Source organism: Enterocloster citroniae, from assembly GCF_040545455.1.
In the GTDB taxonomy this organism is placed as follows: domain Bacteria; phylum Bacillota; class Clostridia; order Lachnospirales; family Lachnospiraceae; genus Enterocloster; species Enterocloster citroniae.
Window position 1 is genome coordinate 175,744 of record NZ_JBEPLZ010000007.1, and the last position, 15,762, is coordinate 191,505.

Genomic DNA, 15,762 nt, shown 5'->3' on the forward strand with positions numbered 1-15,762 from the left:
CCACGCAAAGCATGGCAGTCACCTTATAAAACCATTGAATTTGCCCATTGGTCACATGGACGGCCCATATACCAGATTCGGAAGAAAGAGGATCAGGTCAGGCAGGAAAATGCAGATCAAAAGGGTTCCAAAAATCGCCACAAATAAGGGCCAGGAGTACTTTGTGGTCTCCTCCACCGGACAGTCCATAATAGAGGAACAGGTATACAGAGCCACGCCCACGGGAGGCGTGGAACAGCCCATGGTTACCGTGGTCATCATGATGATTCCAAACTGTACCGGATCAATGCCGTACTGTCTGATGACCGGCAGAAGGATGGGGGTGACGATCAGGGTAATGACCGTTGTCTCCATAAACATGCCGCACACAATCAGCATGACAATGATCAGAAACAGCATGACGGTTGGGTTGCTGGTCATGCCTACCAGGAAGGAGGCAACATCCTTTGGCAGCTGGTCATACACCACCCCGTAGCTGAAGATCCCGGAAAATGCCAGGACCATGGTAATAACAGAAATATCTTTTACGCTGTCGATCAGGCATTCCTTAAATTTCTCCCAGGTCAGCTCCCTGTACACAAATACCCCCACCACCAGGGCATAAAATACGGCAAATGCCCCTGATTCCGATGGCGTCATCACTCCGCCCCTGATTAAGACAATCAGGATGACCGGGAAGAGCAGTGCCCAGATACTTTCAATGCAGGCTTTCCCAATCTCCCTGAGGGAGGAGGGCTTTTCATGGTCCGGCTTATAGCCGAAATGGCGGGCTGACCAGGATGTGGCTATCATCATAAAAATACACATGATAAAGCCCGGTACAAAGCCTGCGATAAACAGACGCCCAATGGATACCTCCCCCACTGTGCCGTAGAGGATCAGGCCCATGGACGGGGGGATGGTGGCCACGATCAGTCCGGACAGGCAGTTGATGGCCGCTGACCAGCCCGGGGCATACCCGCGCTTTGTCATCTCCGGCCCCAGGATACGGCACTCCATGGCCGCATCCGCCACAGCCGATCCCGACACGCCGCCCATGAGGGTGGACAGGACCACGGATACCTGGCCGATGGAGCCATACATGTGTCCTGTCAGAACATTGGCCAGCTTCACCAGCCTGGAGGTAATGCCCGTGTTGTTCATCAGGTTTCCGGCAAATATGAACAGTGGGATCGCCAGCATGGTAAAGGACTGGGTGGTGGACAGAGATTTCTGGACCAGGATGGTCCACGGTATCTCCGGCCTCATGAGGAAAAATATAAATCCTGATATTCCAATTGCAAATGCAACCGGCATGCCTAAAAACAAAAAAATCATAAATATCCCAATTGCGTTTAACATTATGCCCTCCGCCCCCAATCCTTTGCAGGTTTTCTGATATCCCTTACAAGCATGCCCGCCGCCGTGGTAAACAGAAGGAGCGCTCCCACAGGAACAGCCAGGGTGCACCATGCATAGCTGAGCTTTAATGTATTGAACATACGGCTCCAGCTCTGGGACACAAGCAGGAATCCATACACGATCAAAATAAACAGGAACAGCAACATCATCATATCAAATACGATCCCAAGGAGCTTCTGCACCACCTTTGGCAGCTGATTGGTCAACATATCAATATTAATGAGCCGTCCGGATTTGGCCACCACGTCCGCGCCCAGAAAGGTCAGCCATGCAAAGGCCAGCAGCGCAATGTCCTGGGCCCAGTTAATAGGCACGCCTATGGTTCTGGCCACGGCTGAGCCAAACACCAGGACCGAGATCAGGCAAAGGAGGCCGGCGGCCAGGATCTCTTCGACTTTGAGGGTAATATCCGATATTCTTTTCATTGCCATCCAAACCTTTCTGCAATCTTTAGTTGGTCTTTCCTATCTCTTTGTAAAGCTGCTCACGAAGTTCCGTATAACCCAATTTCTCATAGGCCGGCTCCACCGCTGTCTTAAATGCCTCCACGTCCGGCTCCACAATGGTCAGTCCGGCTTCCACCATCTTTTTCTCACAGTTCTCCGCTTCTGTCAAAACATCTGCTGCACTCTCCGCTCCCACTTCCCTTGCAGTGTCCACCAGGATCTTCTGCAGGTCTTCAGGCAGGCTCTTAAACCAGGATTCGCCGCACACCAGGGCCTGAAGAAGCTGGAAGTGGCCTGTCTTGGTCTGGTACTTGCAAACCTCATAAATTCTGGACGGATAGGTGGATGTATTTTGCGCCTCACAGGCGTCCAGTGCCTTGGACTGAATGCCGTTGTACACCTCGCCCCACGCCATGGCAATGGGTGTTCCTCCCATGGCTTCAATGGACTCCGTACACACCTCTGCACCAATGGTCCTTACACGCAGCCCCTTTAAGTCCTCAGGCGTCTTAACTTCCTTATTGGTCATGAAATGCCTGGGCCCGTCATAAAAGTCAAATGCCAGCACCCGGATTCCGTGTTTGTCTGCAAGTTCATTCTCCCAGCCCTTAAACGTGTCTGTCTCCGTAATCTTACGGCATTCCTCATAATTATCCGCAAAATATCCCATCATCAGGATGCCCATGTCTTTTACATAGGTACCCATCCTGGCCGCATCCGTGTTCACGGCGATCCCTGCCCCCTGGATGGCCTGCTCGATCACGTCCTCGTCATTGCCCAGCTGGCTGGAGGGGAATACCTCGATTTCCAGGCGTCCGTTGGAATTTTCCTTTACCCGGTCCGCAAGCTTCATATATGCCTGGGTGATCAGGGACTGGTCGGTCTGGGAAGTGGAGATCTTCAGCGTATAAACCTTGTCGTCAGCGGCAGGCGCAGGTATCTCTGCCTTGCTGTCGCCGGACTGTGCTTCCTCCGCCTTAGCCGCCTCTGTCTTGGCCGCTTCAGTGGCCGGCGCCTGTGTCACTCCCATACCAGGCATGGAGCCGCATGCTGTGAGCGCTGCCATGGATGCTGCCATTGCTAATGCTAATACGTGTTTCTTCATAATTTCCTTCTCCTTTGTTGGATTTATTTCAGAAAGGCACTTAGCCGTTCTTTCGTATGGTTACAGGTTTGTTAAATCTCTCGTCCTTAAAGGGATGATCCGCACGGTGATGGGATCCCCGGCTTTCTCTTCTCTCCAGGGCGCACCGGGCCATGATCCGCACGGTTGTGAGCATGTGGTAAAGATCGATATTTTCCGGGTATATCTCCTGGCAGGTATCTGCATGCACCATCTCCCCCTCCAGTTCCCCGGCCACATTTAACACCTGGGTAAGCCCATCTTCGGTCCGGGCCACCAGAAGATTGTCCTGGGCAGCCTTTCTCAGCCGGTTTAACATCCCCATGCAGTCAAGTTTCCGGTGCAGCAGCGCCTTCATCTCCTCCATGTGGGGATCTCTGAGATGTTCCACATGTTCCGCATGCTGGGTCCTCAGCGCATACTCAGCCGCGCTGGTGCCTGCAATCTCCCCAAACACCTGGCAGGTCACCATCATATTGCCCCCCAGGCGGTCCGCTCCATGGGGTCCGCCCGCACACTCGCCCGCTGCGTAAAGTCCCTGTATGGAGGACATGCCCTTTGTATTGATCCGCACCCCGCCGTTGATGGCGTGTGCATAACAGGCCACTTCCACCTGGTCCAGCAGCAGATCCACGCCCCGGGATCTTAAATAATCCCTTGCAATGGGCCACATGTGGTGGATCCCGCAGTCATCCTTCAGGCTGTTCACGTATTCATCCGTAATGTGGGAAAAGTCAGCCCTGATCCCTCCCCGCTGTGTGCCGCGCCCATTCTTGACCGCGGTTTGGACAGCCACCTCCAGGTATTTTGAATCGTCACTGCTGGAAAACGGGAAATGCTTCCTGTGCTCATGCATCACCTGGTCCGGCGTAAGATTCTGAGGAAGGACCTCCTCAAAGATATCCTTTCCTTCCCGGTCGGACAGCCTTGGTTTTGTCTCCCATATGTATCCGTTGAAAATGTTCACAACGGGCCAGGAAAAACCCATTCCAATCTGCATAAACTCCATGTTCACCAGGTCTGCCCCCGCGTGGTATGCCATGGAATAACCGCCACCGGTCACATCGCTTGGATTCATATTGCGCTCAAACGCCTGACCGCATCCTCCTGAAGCCAGAATGACGGCTTTGGAGTTAATGTATACCATCTCCCGGCCCGCCAGGCCGCAGGCCCCCACACAGCAGCCATCCCTGACATACAGACCCATGATAGTGACATCATCCATCACCGTTATATTGGGCCGCGCATGGATCTGGTCCTTCATGGCTCTTACCACGGGTTCACCGTGGCCTTTGATCACATGGGTCCTGGGGTAATGTGAAAAACAGCTGCGGAACACATAATACCCCTCATTCTCATGCTCAAACTTCACTCCCCACTCTTCCAGCTGCCTTATGGTTTCCGGAGCCCTGGATGCAACAATGGCCGCCAGCTCTTCGTCCGCCATTCCCTGTCCAGCCTCGATGATATCGTTGTAATGCATCTGCACATCCATGGGAATGGAGACATCCCCTGCATTATATCCCGCCATCTCCGCCACCGGATAACTGGTGGCCCCGGACTCCCCCAAGGGCTTTTTGCTTGCCAGAAGAACCGAGGTTCCGCAGTCCGCGGCCGCTATGGCCGCCCTGCAGCCGGCGCCTCCGGCGCCGATCACTAAAATGTCGATTGTTATATTCATTTCCACTCTCCTGGTTATTTGCTGAACCGGGGCTGGCGCTTATGGATAAATGCATCCACCCCTTCTGCACAGTCAGGCGTCTTAAAAACCGTTCTGCTGAATTCCAGATTAGGGTAAAAATTCTCTTCCGTGGTCTTTTGCCACAGCTGTCTTACCCCTTTCTTTATAAGTTTGATCGCCTCAAAGGGTTTGTCCGCAATGATCCCTGCCATCTCCATGGCAGCCGCCTCCGTCTGCCCCCGGGGCACGACCCTGTTTACCAGGCCGCACTGAAGCGCCTCCCCGGCATCCAGGATAGTTCCCGTGTAAAGCATCTCATAGGCCTTTGCGATCCCCACATATCTGGCAAGCCGGAACAGCCCGCCGCTCCCCGGAAACACTCCCAGATTGATCTCAGGAAGCCCGATCCTGCCTTCCTGGCTCATGATGCGGATATCCGCGGCCATGGCGATCTCGCATCCTCCGCCCAGGGTATTGCCTTCCATGGCCGCAATAACCGGCTTATCCAAAAGCTCAATGGCGTCAATTGCCAGGTTTTCGTTCATCAGCTTTTTCCCGATCACATCATCCCACACCTGTGGAAACTCCTTGATATCCGCTCCCACACAGAATGCCTTTTCCCCGGACCCGCGAAGCACCACCACCCGGACCGCATCGTCCTCCTCCAGACGGTGTAGGGTATCCCTCATCTGCGCACTCAGTTCCAGAGTAAGTATGTTGAGAGGCGGATGGTTGATCGTCACCAGCGCCACATAATCCTGTACCTCTACCTTCAGCAGATCATTTATATATTCCATCCCTGTCACTCCTCCATTGTAATGATGCCGTGTTCCCTGTACCTTCTGATGGTCTCCTCATTATAACCCAGGTGTTCCATCAGGATTTTTGTGCTCTCCCCCAGTTTCGGAGGCAGCTTTCGGATCTTGATATTCTCCCCATCGTAACGGTTTGCATGTCCTACCACCCGCACATCCCCTGCAACGGGATGGTGCATGGTCAGGATATTGTCATTGTACCTGACCTGTTCGTCCTCCAGGACCTCCTGGTAATTATTCACAGGAGCGTACCAGATGCCGTTTTCATCGAAAATCTTCTTCCACTCCCCGGTGGTCTTTTTCTTCATCTCCCGGCATACCACGGCATCAAACTCCAATCTGCGCTCCATCTGGTCCCTGGAGGTATATCCGTCCAGACATCCCGGCGTAAAAAGCTCCCTCAGCTTTTCCACCGGAACCAGGGAAAGGGTGATGCAGCCGTCCCCGGTCCTGTACACGCCGTAGGGAGACTGGTGGAACCTGGTGCTGAGCCCGGTGGTGGGGCGCTCTGTAAACTGTCCTCCGTTGAGATAATATCCCAGGGCTTCCTGCTGCAGATCCAATGCCGATCCCAGAAGGCTTGCCTCCACCTTATGGCCTTTCCCCGTCCTGGCCCTGTCATAAACGGAGGCCACCACCCCAAGGGCTGCCAGCACTGCCCCATGCTGGTCCACCACTGGTGTTCCCACTGGTGACGGGGCCTCGGGATCGGAGCCGGTCAGGGATACAAGGCCGCTCATGCTCTGGATCAGCAGGTCCTGCCCCGGCTTCTTCACATAGGGACCGGAAGATCCGTAGCCGGAACAGGAACAATAGATAATGCCCGGGTTGATCTTCTTTAGGTCCTCGTATCCCAGTCCCAGCTTTTCCATTACCCCTGCACGGAAATTCTCGATCACCACATCATACTCCCGTAGCAGCTTGTGGATGATCTCAACCCCTTCCTTACTTTTAAGGTCCACTGCAATGGATGTCTGGTTGCGGTTGCCCAGCAGAAAAAACATGCTGACCCCTCCCGGGTATGTATTGCATCCTGACCAGGAACGCTCGTAAGCTCCCTTTGGAGACTCCACCTTCACTACTTCCGCCCCCAGGTCAGCCAGTATCTGCGCTGCCGATGGTCCCTGGAGATAATGTGTGAAGCTTAAGACTTTAACACCTTCCAGCATAAGATTCCCTCCCGTAGTTTATTTTTTCTTTATTATTTTTTTATAGTTGCATAATATGTAAACGTTTATATGTTTTGTTAATTCTAAATATAATCGTTTACACAACAAATGTCAAGAGGTTTTTCACGTAATAAATAACCGGCCGCCCCCAGCCGGTTTTATTAAACGATACATTGATAGTGATTTATAGATTTAATTTTACAGGGATATCCTGAAACAGCTGTGGATCCATGACTTTAAGGTATCTGCTGACAATGGGTTCAAATCCCATGACATCCAGAACGTCCTTTTGCAGATCGATCCCCGGGGCGATCTCTGTCAGTTCCACCCCTTCATCTGCCAGCCGGAACACTGCCCGTTCGGTCACAAAAAGGACCGGCTGTCCCGTCTGCCTGGCGTATGGCCCGCTGAAGCTGACCTGCTCCACTGTATCCACAAGCTTTTGCACCCTTCCCTCCTGAAGGATCTGCAGTCTTCCCTCCTTACATTCCTCTCTCAGCCCCACGGCCGTAAATGTTCCTGTAAAAACAACCCGCCCTGCGTTCTGGGAAATGTTGATGAATCCGCCCACTCCGTTGACCACATGGTTGAACTTGCTTACATTTACATTTCCCTGCCGGTCAAATTCAGCAAAGGAAAGCACGGCCACATCCAGCCCACCGCCGTCATACCAGTCAAACTGGTTTGTCTCGCAGATGATCGCCTGGGGGTTGTAAGCTATGCCAAAATCAGTGCCCGTGGCGGGAACACCGCCTATGATCCCCTGTTCCAGGGACAGGTGGATACAGGACTGGCAGCCGCTCTCCTCCAGCACCTTGCCCACTCCGGCGGGCACCCCAAATCCCAAATTGACTATATCACCTCTTTTTAGCTCCATGGCTGCCCGCTTGGCCATTACCTTACGGTTGTCCTGGGGCATATACTCGCTTTCAGGAAGTCCTCCCCGTTTCTTTCCGGACAGGGTTTCATCATATTCTGTTTTCATGGACATTCTTTGCCGGGAGTCCACCACCACGGCATCGACCAGTATACCGGGTACCGCCACACAGTCCGGTCGGATCCCGCCTCGTTCCACCATCCGTTTCACCTGGCATATGACGACCCCGCCGCAGTTTTTTACCGCCTGGGCCTGGGAAAGCGCTTCCGTCATCAGTCCCTCATCCTCAAAACTGATGTTTCCATCCTCATCCGCGGCAGATCCCCGGAACAGGGCAACGTCCAAATGGAAGCTTTTATAAAATATATAATCGTTTACATCTTTGGTAAATAAAAAAGAAAGCTCCTCTTTTGAACATTCATTCACGCGGCCGCCCTCCACTCTGGGATCCACAAAGGTATGAAGACCCGTCTTTGTGATCAGGCCCGGTCTCCCGGCCGCGATCTCCCTCACCAGCTGGGTCATGACTCCCTGCGGAAGGACATATGCCTCTATCTGGTTCTCCATGGCCAGTTTCTGCATATTCACAGACCAGGTCCAGTGGCTTCCCACTACCTTTCTCACCATGCCTTTATGGGCAAAATGGTCCGCTCCTCCCCCCTGCTTGTCTCCGATGCCGGCGCTGTGATAAAGGGTCAGCCCGGCCGGGCTTCCCGTGTCCAAGAACCGCTTTTCCAGGCCGGAGAGCAGATAACCCGGATCGTTGATCCCTCCTCCCCCTCCTGAAAGCCACAAGCTGTCCCCGTCTTTTACCAGATTTACAGCCTCCTCCAGTGACATACATTTTGACATACTTCATATCCCCCTTCTTGTTGTGTATTAATAGAACAGATCATAATCTCAACAGGGCCTTACCGAATCCCTCAGCACCAGTTTCCCTTCATAAATCGGGAACCTGTCCGCCTCTTTCCCGCTGATGCATGCGCATATATACTCCACCGCCGCCCTGGAAATCTCTTCCGCAGGCGTGTAATAGGAGGTGAGGGGAGGTATGATCTTATCGGTCATGATGATATTGTCATAACCCATGACGGACAGATCCTCCGGTATCCTGATGCCGCAGTTATACGCCGCCCTGTACACACCAAAGGCCAGCATATCATTGGATGTAAATATGGCCTGCGGCCTGTGCTTTCTTTTTAAAAGCTTCTCAATCCGCTTGTGGGAATGATCCAGATCGTCCACGTCCAAAAGTATGATATCCTTGTCCGCCTGGATTCCCCGGTCCTTTAATGCCTTGACCATTCCGGCATAACGTTCCTCATAGATCATGTTATTAAAACTCTGGAACACACCGCCAATGCGTGTATAGCCATTGTCCAGGAGGTAGGAAACGCAGTCATAGGCTCCCTTAAAGTTGTCCACCCGGATGCACCGCTCAACATCATCCGGGAAATTGCGGTTCAGGTACACATAGGGGATGCCGAAATCATTAAGCTTTTTGATATGCTGATGCTCATTGGTACAGGGCGTAACAATGACCCCGTCAACCTTTTTCAGACTGAGGTTTTCTATGAACTTCTTTTCCCGCTCAATGTCGTTATTGGAATTGCACAGATATACCATAAAGCCCTGATCCGCTGCATATTTTTCTATGTACTTCTCCAGACGCGGATAATACATGTTCATAACATCGGGTATGATCAGCGCCAGCGTGTTGGTCCGGCCCGTCTTTAAGCTGACCGCCAGATTATTGGGCCTGTAGTCCACGGTCCGCACAGCCTCCATGATCCTCTGGCGTGTCTCCTCTTTAATATATCCCTTGCCGGCCAGGGCCCTGGACACGGTACAGACAGAAAAACCAGCCTCTTTTGCAACGTCTTTTATTGTAGCCATTCTATACACCTCATGCCTCTTGTACTTTTTTCAGTATAACAGACATGGTTCCTTCCGTCAAAGAATGTTTTATGTTTCCCAAAGCGCAAACCGCCCCAATAATAGGATCTGTAAAGGTACGCCGCCCCAAGGAATAAGATCCGTGCCGCCATAGAAAAAGGCCGCCCCCCTGCGCAATAAACCGCAGTGTCCGCAGCCTTCCCTATATATTCTAATGATTCCAGTTCAGATGATGCAGCTGCCCTGTGAGGGCCATCTTCTCAAATCCATGCTGCCGCAGCGCCTCATACAGCACCACCGACACAGAGTTGGACAGGTTCAGGGAGCGGATGTCCCCCCACATGGGAATACGGATACAATGCTCCTCATTCTCCACCAGGATCTCCTCGGGTATCCCTGCACTCTCCTTGCCGAACATAAGATAACAGTCCGGTTCATATTCCACATTGGAGTAAACCTTATGGGCCTTGGTGGTGGCAAAATACATGCGCCCCAGGGCATCGGGGTTGCGTTCCAGGAAATCCTGATAATCACTGTACACGGTCACATCCAGTTTATCCCAGTAATCCAGTCCGGCCCTCTTAAGCGCCTTTTCGTTCAGCTTAAATCCCAGGGGTTCGATGAGATGGAGCCTGGTCTTGGTGGCAACGCAGGTCCTGCCGATATTTCCTGTATTGGAGGGCATCTCAGGCTCTAATAATACAATGTTCATCATGGTTGTGTCACGCCTTTCCATCCAGGCGGCTTACAAAGCGCTGGATGCGTCCCAGAGCTTCCTTCAGGTTATTCAGGGAATAAGCATAGGAAATCCTTACAAAACCCTCCCCGCAGTCACCAAATGCGGTTCCCGGCACAACAGCCACCTTTTCTTCCTGCAAAAGCCTGGTTGCAAACTCCTCGGATGTCATCCCAAAACGTTTAATGTTGGGAAACGTATAAAATGCGCCCAGGGGTTCAAAGCACTCGATTCCCATCTCCGCAAATGCATGGAGCAGGAAGCGGCGGCGCTGGTTGTAGGACTCCCGCATCATGGCCACGTCCGGATCCCCGTTCTTCATGGCGGAGACAGCAGCGTACTGGCTGGTGGTTGGGGCGCACATGATGGCGTACTGGTGGATCTTCAGCATTTGCTCCAAAATCACAGCCGGAGCGGCAGCATAGCCCAGGCGCCAGCCGGTCATGGCATATGCCTTGGAAAAACCGTTGATCAGAACCGTCCTCTCCTTCATCCCGGGGAAGGACGCAATGGTCACATGTTTTTCATCGCCGTATGTAAGCTCTGAGTAGATCTCATCCGATACCACAAACAGGTCTTTTTCCAGAACAATCTCCACAATTTTCTCCAGGTCATTCCGGTCCATAATAGCTCCGGTGGGGTTGTTGGGGAAAGGAAGCACCAGGATCTTCGTCTTATCCGTGATCTTCTCCAGCATCTTTTCAGGAGTCAGCCTGAACTGATCCTTTTCCTCCAGCTCAATCACCACCGGCACACCGTCCGCCAGGGTCACACAGGGCATGTAGGATACGTAGCTGGGCTGAGGGATCAGCACCTCGTCCCCCTCGTTAAGCATGGCTCGCATGGCAATGTCAATGGCCTCGCTGCCGCCCACTGTCACCAGCACCTCATGGTCGGGGTCATAAACCACGCCGCACCGGCGCTTTAAGTATTCACATATCTCCACCTTCAGGGGCTTTAATCCGGCATTGGAGGTGTAAAAGGTGCGGCCCTTTTCCAGGGAATAGATGCCCTCCTCCCTGATGTGCCACGGAGTGTCAAAGTCAGGCTCGCCCACGCCCAGGGAAATGGCGTCCTTCATCTCGCTGACAATATCAAAAAACTTGCGGATCCCGGAAGGCGGTATCTTTACGATCTTATCTGATAATGGATTTCTCATGGGGTAATCAGCATCCTTTCATCCTGCACCGGCTCACTGATCACGGTGCCATGGTCTTTGTATTTTTTCAGAACAAAATGGGTTGCGGTACTGAGCACGGACTCCATGGGCGCCAGCCTGTCAGATACAAACTGGGCCACCTGGCGCATGGTTTTTCCTTCAATGAATACAGTGAAATCATAAGCACCGCTCATCAGGTAAACAGCCTCCACCTCACTGTACTGGTAAATTCGCTCTGCGATCTTGTCAAATCCCATGCCTCTCTGAGGAGTTACCTTTACCTCGATCAGGGCCACTACTTTTTCATCGCTGGTGTTGTCCCAGTTGATCAGGGTGTGGTATCCGCAGATAATGTGTTCTTTTTCCATTGCCGCGATCTCATTGGCCACCGCGACTTCGCTTTCTCCCAACAAAACGGCCAGGTCCTTAATATCAATCCTGCTGTTCTTTTCAATGACTGCCAGAATCTTCTCTCTCATGGTTATAACATCCTCCGCTTTCTATATTTATATGCAGAACCAACGCCCTGAACAAACAGAGCGCTAGTGCTGTACTGCGTAACTATCTGTGATCTTTAACAGTTCGTCAGGCTTTGGCCGCTCCAGATAACCCACGGTCTCCTCTCCATGGCGGATCTGCCTTGCAATGCCCCCGGTCACACATCCGATCACCGCGCCGGGGATCCCCGCTGCTTTCAGGCGTCTTACCAGCTGCCCTCCCCGGTCCGATGCCATGATGACACAGTCACCGCAGAGCAGCCTGTAGGGATTCAGCTCATATAGTTCACACACTTCCACGGTCACCTGCCGGATGGGCAGCGCCCTTAGATCCACATCGATCCCAACATTAAAAATTCCGGATAAATTCCAAAGGGCAGCTAATACGCCGCCCTCTCCTGCATATTCGTGGGCTGTCACAGCACAATCCTTCTGCGACAGCTCACGTTCCATCCATTGTCTCACACAGCTTTCTTCCGCCTGGTCCAGGCAGTTTAAGAACATGGGGGAAAAATGCGCCTCAAGCTCCCCTCTCTTACGCGCTCCGATCCTGCAGGTCCCGGCAAAGCCTGTAAATCCCGCCATCACCAGATCCTGACCGGGTTTCATGAAGCCTTCCCGCTTCTCAAATCCCCCCGGTCCCTGGCCTGCGGTCCTCATCCCGCTGCCTCCGGTACAGGTGTCACAACCGGTGCCGGGTCAGGTGCCGCCTCTGTAGGCGCCGGATCTGCCTGTACCGGAGCCGGATCTGCCGGCGCCGGGTCTGGCGCCGCCTCTGTAGGCGCCGGCTGCGTCACGCCCGGTCCGCCGTCCACGCCGGTCACCGGTGCGGTCTCAACCGGTGCCGTCTCCACAGGAGCGACTGCATTGGGATCCGGCGGTACATCGGCCGGAAGAGCGGGACCTACACGGTAGATTGCCTTGGATGCATTGTAGGTATCCTTGTTGAGAAGGGTCCTCTCCTGCTCCACGCCGTCCACGGTCACCACTTTCCATAGCCTGGACCTGAGTCCTGTATGGGAGGACTGGACCTTCACCTTTGCCCCCGGCGCCAGTGCGTTGTCCACGATCAGCTGGGGTTCTCCCGGACTGGTGCTTCCAAGGGTTTCGGATACATATTCCACTTTGCGGTTTTCCGGACGCGTCTCTTTTCCGTAAATGGTAAAAGTCAGCTTCCTGCCTTCGGTGTAACCCTCCACGTAAATCGGAGTGCTGTAATTGTTCTTAATCTTAATATCCTTGTATGTGCCTGCAATGGCCGCATCCCTGGATGGTTTTACATAGGTCACTATCATGGAGTGGTTCTGTCTCTGAACGATCTCCACCTCGGCCTCCAGTGATGCGTTATACAGTGTAGTGGCAAGCTGGCACACACCTCCGCCGATACTGTCCACGACCTGGCCGTTCTCATAGGCCGCCGCGGTCTTATAGCCGTTAGCTGTTGTAAATGGCTGCAGGCATTCATAACCGGATAAAACCTCCCCGGGCATAAGCAGATGGCCGTTGATCTTGGCCGCGCCTACCGCAAGGTTGGTGGAGCGTGCTGCACCGCTGCTGCTGAAATCAGTTGTATAGGTCCCCAGCACATCCTGAATGGTTGCAAGGGCCTCTGTGGTGATGGCCGGCTGCTGCTCAGCCACCTCTGCCGTCACTTTTACAGGTTCTTCCAGTCCGCCTTCCAGGGCTTCATTCAGGGCCGCTTCCGTGGCCGCTGCGTCAACCACCTTGCCCGCCACAGAATCCGTAATGACAAACTGGCCGTTCTCCCTGGTTATGGTCGCATCCTGGGGCTGGGCTGTCACTGCCTGACACTGGGTATCCACAAATTCCTTTACCTTTGCGGAATCCACTTCCGTGTCCAGTTCCAGATCCACGGGCGCGGACGCCAGATCCTTCTGGACCATATATTGTCTGATGAGGCTGCCCCCCGCATACTGGCTGGCTGCCTGGTCTACTGCATCGGTGTTGCTCCAGTGAAAGCCCAGCTCCCCTGCCGTGGTCTCAACGTCCTGTCCGTCCACGTTCAGGATCACCTTCTGGCCCGCCAGCCCATTTACATACTGTTCCACTGCGGACCTGGCCTCCTCCGCCGTCATCCCTGCCAGACTCTGGCTGCCTATGCTGATTCCCACAGGAAGCACGGGCGCGGCCCAGGCGATCACTGGAAATGCCGCAAGCAGCCCTATACTAATGACTGCCGCCAAACCGGCATTTCCTATTGCTTTTTTCATAATTTCTCCTCTTCCCGGTTACATAAATTCTTTTCCTTCACATCCTGAGTTATATATATAAGCCCAGAACGGATTTTAGTACATCAGGGCGCTGAGTGCCATGGGCACGATCATTGCCAGAACTAACACTACAACAATGATGGTTGAAATAATCTTCTTCATCTTAGGATCGCTCATATTCATCATGTACATTCACCTTCTTTAATATTAATATGCCTCGAATCTCTTCATTTATCTATCTATATTTAAGAGATTTGCCTTGGAATCCTTCCGTACTGGGAGATAATGGTGTCGATCATCCGCGATGCCTCGCTGCGGCTGATATCATCAATCTGCACAGTTATGTCTATTCTATGACATTTTACTAAATCCTGCAAGTATTCTTTTTGCCTTTTTGTGGCCGGCTGCTCCCTTTTTGCCTTGTAAATCAAGGGTTTTGAGGTGAACAGTTCCGGTCTGTCCTGGCTGTGGAGCTTTAACAGCTCCTGGTAAAGCCTGTGCGCCGCCTCCGCATCGGCCTGGGCACGGTGGGCAGCGGACTGGGATATATGATAGTAAGAGCAGGCACAGGACAGATTCCGCTTCACATCCCCGGGCATAAACGCCCGGCACAGCATCAGGGTGTCCAAACCTTCCTTTTCAAATTCCAGACGGCTGTTGACTGCCGCGTGCTTTAAAAAACTATAATCAAACATAATATTATGCCCCAAAAGGGGCAGATCGCCAAAGAATTCCACTGCGTCCCCTATCACATCCTCTATGGGCGGCGCATCCTTTAACATCTCATCTGTAATCCCGGTCAGCCGCGTAATGTGCATCCCCAGCCTGCGCATAGGGTTTACAAGGGTCACAAACTGCCCGGCAACGGCTCCGTCTATGATCTTGATGGCTGCTATCTCGGTTATCTTTTCCTGTTTGGCCTCAAGTCCCGTTGTCTCCAGATCCAAGGCTATGTATGAATTCATCATTCTCTTCTTCCGTCTCCTATTCTAGTACCTCATGGCGTAAATCACAGGAATTTACGCAATGCAGCGCTAAGGTCAGCACTCACATCCCGGGCACTCATCCCTTAAAAAGCACTCCACGCACTTGGGACGTCTTGCAATGCAGATGGTCCTTCCCAGGGTAATGATGTGGATATTCCAGAGGATCCAGTGGTCCTTCGGCAGTACCCGCATCAGGTCATACTCAATCTTTTCCGGGTCCTCTTCCTTTGTAAGCCCCAGCTTCCTGGAAATGCGCTTCACATGGGTATCTACCACGATGCTGGGTTCATTGTAAATGTTTCCCCGGATCACATTGGCGGTCTTGCGTCCCACCCCTGCCAGGGAGGTCAGTTCCTCTATGGTCTCCGGCACTTTCCCGCCGAACTTCTCCACCAGGTCCCTGCAGCAGGCAATGATATTTTTTGCCTTCATATGGTAAAACCCAATGGAATGGATGTCCTGTTCCAATTCCTTTAAATCGGCCCGGGCAAATTTTTCCAAGGTATTATATTTCTTAAACAGATCCGCTGTGACAATATTGACCCGGGCATCCGTGCACTGGGCGCTCATGATCACCGCGATCAACAGCTGCCATGGGGTCTCATGGTTCAAATAGCATCTGTACTCTGTACCGTACTCCCGGTCCAGGGCCGCCAGGATGCGCAGGATGCGGTCGGCCTGCTCTTTTTTTGTCTCGCGTTTTTTTCTGGTTGTAGTTTCCTTCATACAGTTTCCTCTCAGGATG

At 52.8% G+C, this 15,762-nt stretch carries 15 protein-coding genes; all 15 read right to left on the minus strand.

Going from position 1 to position 15,762, the window contains the following annotated elements:
* Positions 1 to 51: 51 nt before the first annotated feature.
* Positions 52 to 1,341, minus strand: a complete 1,290-nt coding sequence (locus tag ABID13_RS11840; RefSeq protein ID WP_007869622.1) for a TRAP transporter large permease — start codon at positions 1,339 to 1,341, stop codon at positions 52 to 54.
* The gene (locus ABID13_RS11845) at positions 1,341 to 1,832 is read right to left on the minus strand and encodes a TRAP transporter small permease (RefSeq protein ID WP_227162250.1); all 492 of its coding nucleotides are present in this window, start codon (positions 1,830 to 1,832) and stop codon (positions 1,341 to 1,343) included. The genes ABID13_RS11840 and ABID13_RS11845 overlap by 1 nt, the downstream gene beginning before the upstream one ends.
* Positions 1,833 to 1,851: 19 nt before the next feature.
* Positions 1,852 to 2,952, minus strand: a complete 1,101-nt coding sequence (locus ABID13_RS11850; RefSeq protein WP_007869626.1) for a C4-dicarboxylate TRAP transporter substrate-binding protein — start codon at positions 2,950 to 2,952, stop codon at positions 1,852 to 1,854.
* A gap of 40 nt (positions 2,953 to 2,992) precedes the next feature.
* A complete protein-coding gene (locus ABID13_RS11855) occupies positions 2,993 to 4,651 on the minus strand; it encodes an FAD-binding protein (protein WP_053095337.1) in 1,659 nt (552 codons plus the stop codon).
* A gap of 14 nt (positions 4,652 to 4,665) precedes the next feature.
* Positions 4,666 to 5,448, minus strand: a complete 783-nt coding sequence (locus ABID13_RS11860; protein WP_048929005.1) for an enoyl-CoA hydratase/isomerase family protein — start codon at positions 5,446 to 5,448, stop codon at positions 4,666 to 4,668.
* Between the two features lie 5 nt (positions 5,449 to 5,453).
* Positions 5,454 to 6,635, minus strand: a complete 1,182-nt coding sequence (locus tag ABID13_RS11865) for a CaiB/BaiF CoA transferase family protein (protein WP_048929006.1) — start codon at positions 6,633 to 6,635, stop codon at positions 5,454 to 5,456.
* A gap of 184 nt (positions 6,636 to 6,819) precedes the next feature.
* Complete coding sequence (locus ABID13_RS11870; RefSeq protein WP_048929007.1) at positions 6,820 to 8,364, minus strand: acyl CoA:acetate/3-ketoacid CoA transferase; 1,545 nt, start codon at positions 8,362 to 8,364, stop codon at positions 6,820 to 6,822.
* Positions 8,365 to 8,412: 48 nt separating this feature from the next.
* Positions 8,413 to 9,408 (minus strand): LacI family DNA-binding transcriptional regulator, encoded by a 996-nt coding sequence (locus ABID13_RS11875; protein WP_007869637.1) that lies wholly within the window; start codon positions 9,406 to 9,408, stop codon positions 8,413 to 8,415.
* 211 nt (positions 9,409 to 9,619) lie between these two features.
* Complete coding sequence (locus tag ABID13_RS11880) at positions 9,620 to 10,123, minus strand: tRNA (cytidine(34)-2'-O)-methyltransferase (RefSeq protein ID WP_007869639.1); 504 nt, start codon at positions 10,121 to 10,123, stop codon at positions 9,620 to 9,622.
* Positions 10,124 to 10,130: 7 nt separating this feature from the next.
* A complete protein-coding gene (locus tag ABID13_RS11885; protein ID WP_007869641.1) occupies positions 10,131 to 11,303 on the minus strand; it encodes an aminotransferase class I/II-fold pyridoxal phosphate-dependent enzyme in 1,173 nt (390 codons plus the stop codon).
* Positions 11,300 to 11,782, minus strand: a complete 483-nt coding sequence (locus ABID13_RS11890; RefSeq protein ID WP_007869644.1) for an Lrp/AsnC family transcriptional regulator — start codon at positions 11,780 to 11,782, stop codon at positions 11,300 to 11,302. The genes ABID13_RS11885 and ABID13_RS11890 overlap by 4 nt, the downstream gene beginning before the upstream one ends.
* 63 nt (positions 11,783 to 11,845) lie before the next feature.
* Entirely contained in the window at positions 11,846 to 12,460 is a 615-nt protein-coding gene (locus tag ABID13_RS11895) for an AIR synthase family protein (RefSeq protein ID WP_007869646.1), read from the minus strand.
* Entirely contained in the window at positions 12,457 to 14,031 is a 1,575-nt protein-coding gene (locus ABID13_RS11900; RefSeq protein ID WP_048929008.1) for a VanW family protein, read from the minus strand. Before ABID13_RS11900 ends, ABID13_RS11895 begins: the two co-directional genes overlap by 4 nt.
* A gap of 245 nt (positions 14,032 to 14,276) precedes the next feature.
* Complete coding sequence (locus tag ABID13_RS11905) at positions 14,277 to 14,999, minus strand: 3'-5' exonuclease (protein ID WP_007869653.1); 723 nt, start codon at positions 14,997 to 14,999, stop codon at positions 14,277 to 14,279.
* A 72-nt stretch (positions 15,000 to 15,071) separates the two neighbouring features.
* Complete coding sequence (nth, locus tag ABID13_RS11910) at positions 15,072 to 15,743, minus strand: endonuclease III (RefSeq protein ID WP_048929009.1); 672 nt, start codon at positions 15,741 to 15,743, stop codon at positions 15,072 to 15,074.
* Positions 15,744 to 15,762: the final 19 nt, after the last annotated feature.

Coding starts and splice junctions, on each gene's coding strand:
- ABID13_RS11840 (WP_007869622.1), bottom strand. CDS start 1,341: ATGTTAAACGCAATTGGGATATTTATGATTTTTTTGTTTTTAGGCATG.
- ABID13_RS11845 (WP_227162250.1), bottom strand. CDS start 1,832: ATGGCAATGAAAAGAATATCGGATATTACCCTCAAAGTCGAAGAGATC.
- ABID13_RS11850 (WP_007869626.1), bottom strand. CDS start 2,952: ATGAAGAAACACGTATTAGCATTAGCAATGGCAGCATCCATGGCAGCG.
- ABID13_RS11855 (WP_053095337.1), bottom strand. CDS start 4,651: ATGAATATAACAATCGACATTTTAGTGATCGGCGCCGGAGGCGCCGGC.
- ABID13_RS11860 (WP_048929005.1), bottom strand. CDS start 5,448: ATGGAATATATAAATGATCTGCTGAAGGTAGAGGTACAGGATTATGTG.
- ABID13_RS11865 (WP_048929006.1), bottom strand. CDS start 6,635: ATGCTGGAAGGTGTTAAAGTCTTAAGCTTCACACATTATCTCCAGGGA.
- ABID13_RS11870 (WP_048929007.1), bottom strand. CDS start 8,364: ATGTCAAAATGTATGTCACTGGAGGAGGCTGTAAATCTGGTAAAAGAC.
- ABID13_RS11875 (WP_007869637.1), bottom strand. CDS start 9,408: ATGGCTACAATAAAAGACGTTGCAAAAGAGGCTGGTTTTTCTGTCTGT.
- ABID13_RS11880 (WP_007869639.1), bottom strand. CDS start 10,123: ATGATGAACATTGTATTATTAGAGCCTGAGATGCCCTCCAATACAGGA.
- ABID13_RS11885 (WP_007869641.1), bottom strand. CDS start 11,303: ATGAGAAATCCATTATCAGATAAGATCGTAAAGATACCGCCTTCCGGG.
- ABID13_RS11890 (WP_007869644.1), bottom strand. CDS start 11,782: ATGAGAGAGAAGATTCTGGCAGTCATTGAAAAGAACAGCAGGATTGAT.
- ABID13_RS11895 (WP_007869646.1), bottom strand. CDS start 12,460: ATGAGGACCGCAGGCCAGGGACCGGGGGGATTTGAGAAGCGGGAAGGC.
- ABID13_RS11900 (WP_048929008.1), bottom strand. CDS start 14,031: ATGAAAAAAGCAATAGGAAATGCCGGTTTGGCGGCAGTCATTAGTATA.
- ABID13_RS11905 (WP_007869653.1), bottom strand. CDS start 14,999: ATGATGAATTCATACATAGCCTTGGATCTGGAGACAACGGGACTTGAG.
- nth (WP_048929009.1), bottom strand. CDS start 15,743: ATGAAGGAAACTACAACCAGAAAAAAACGCGAGACAAAAAAAGAGCAG.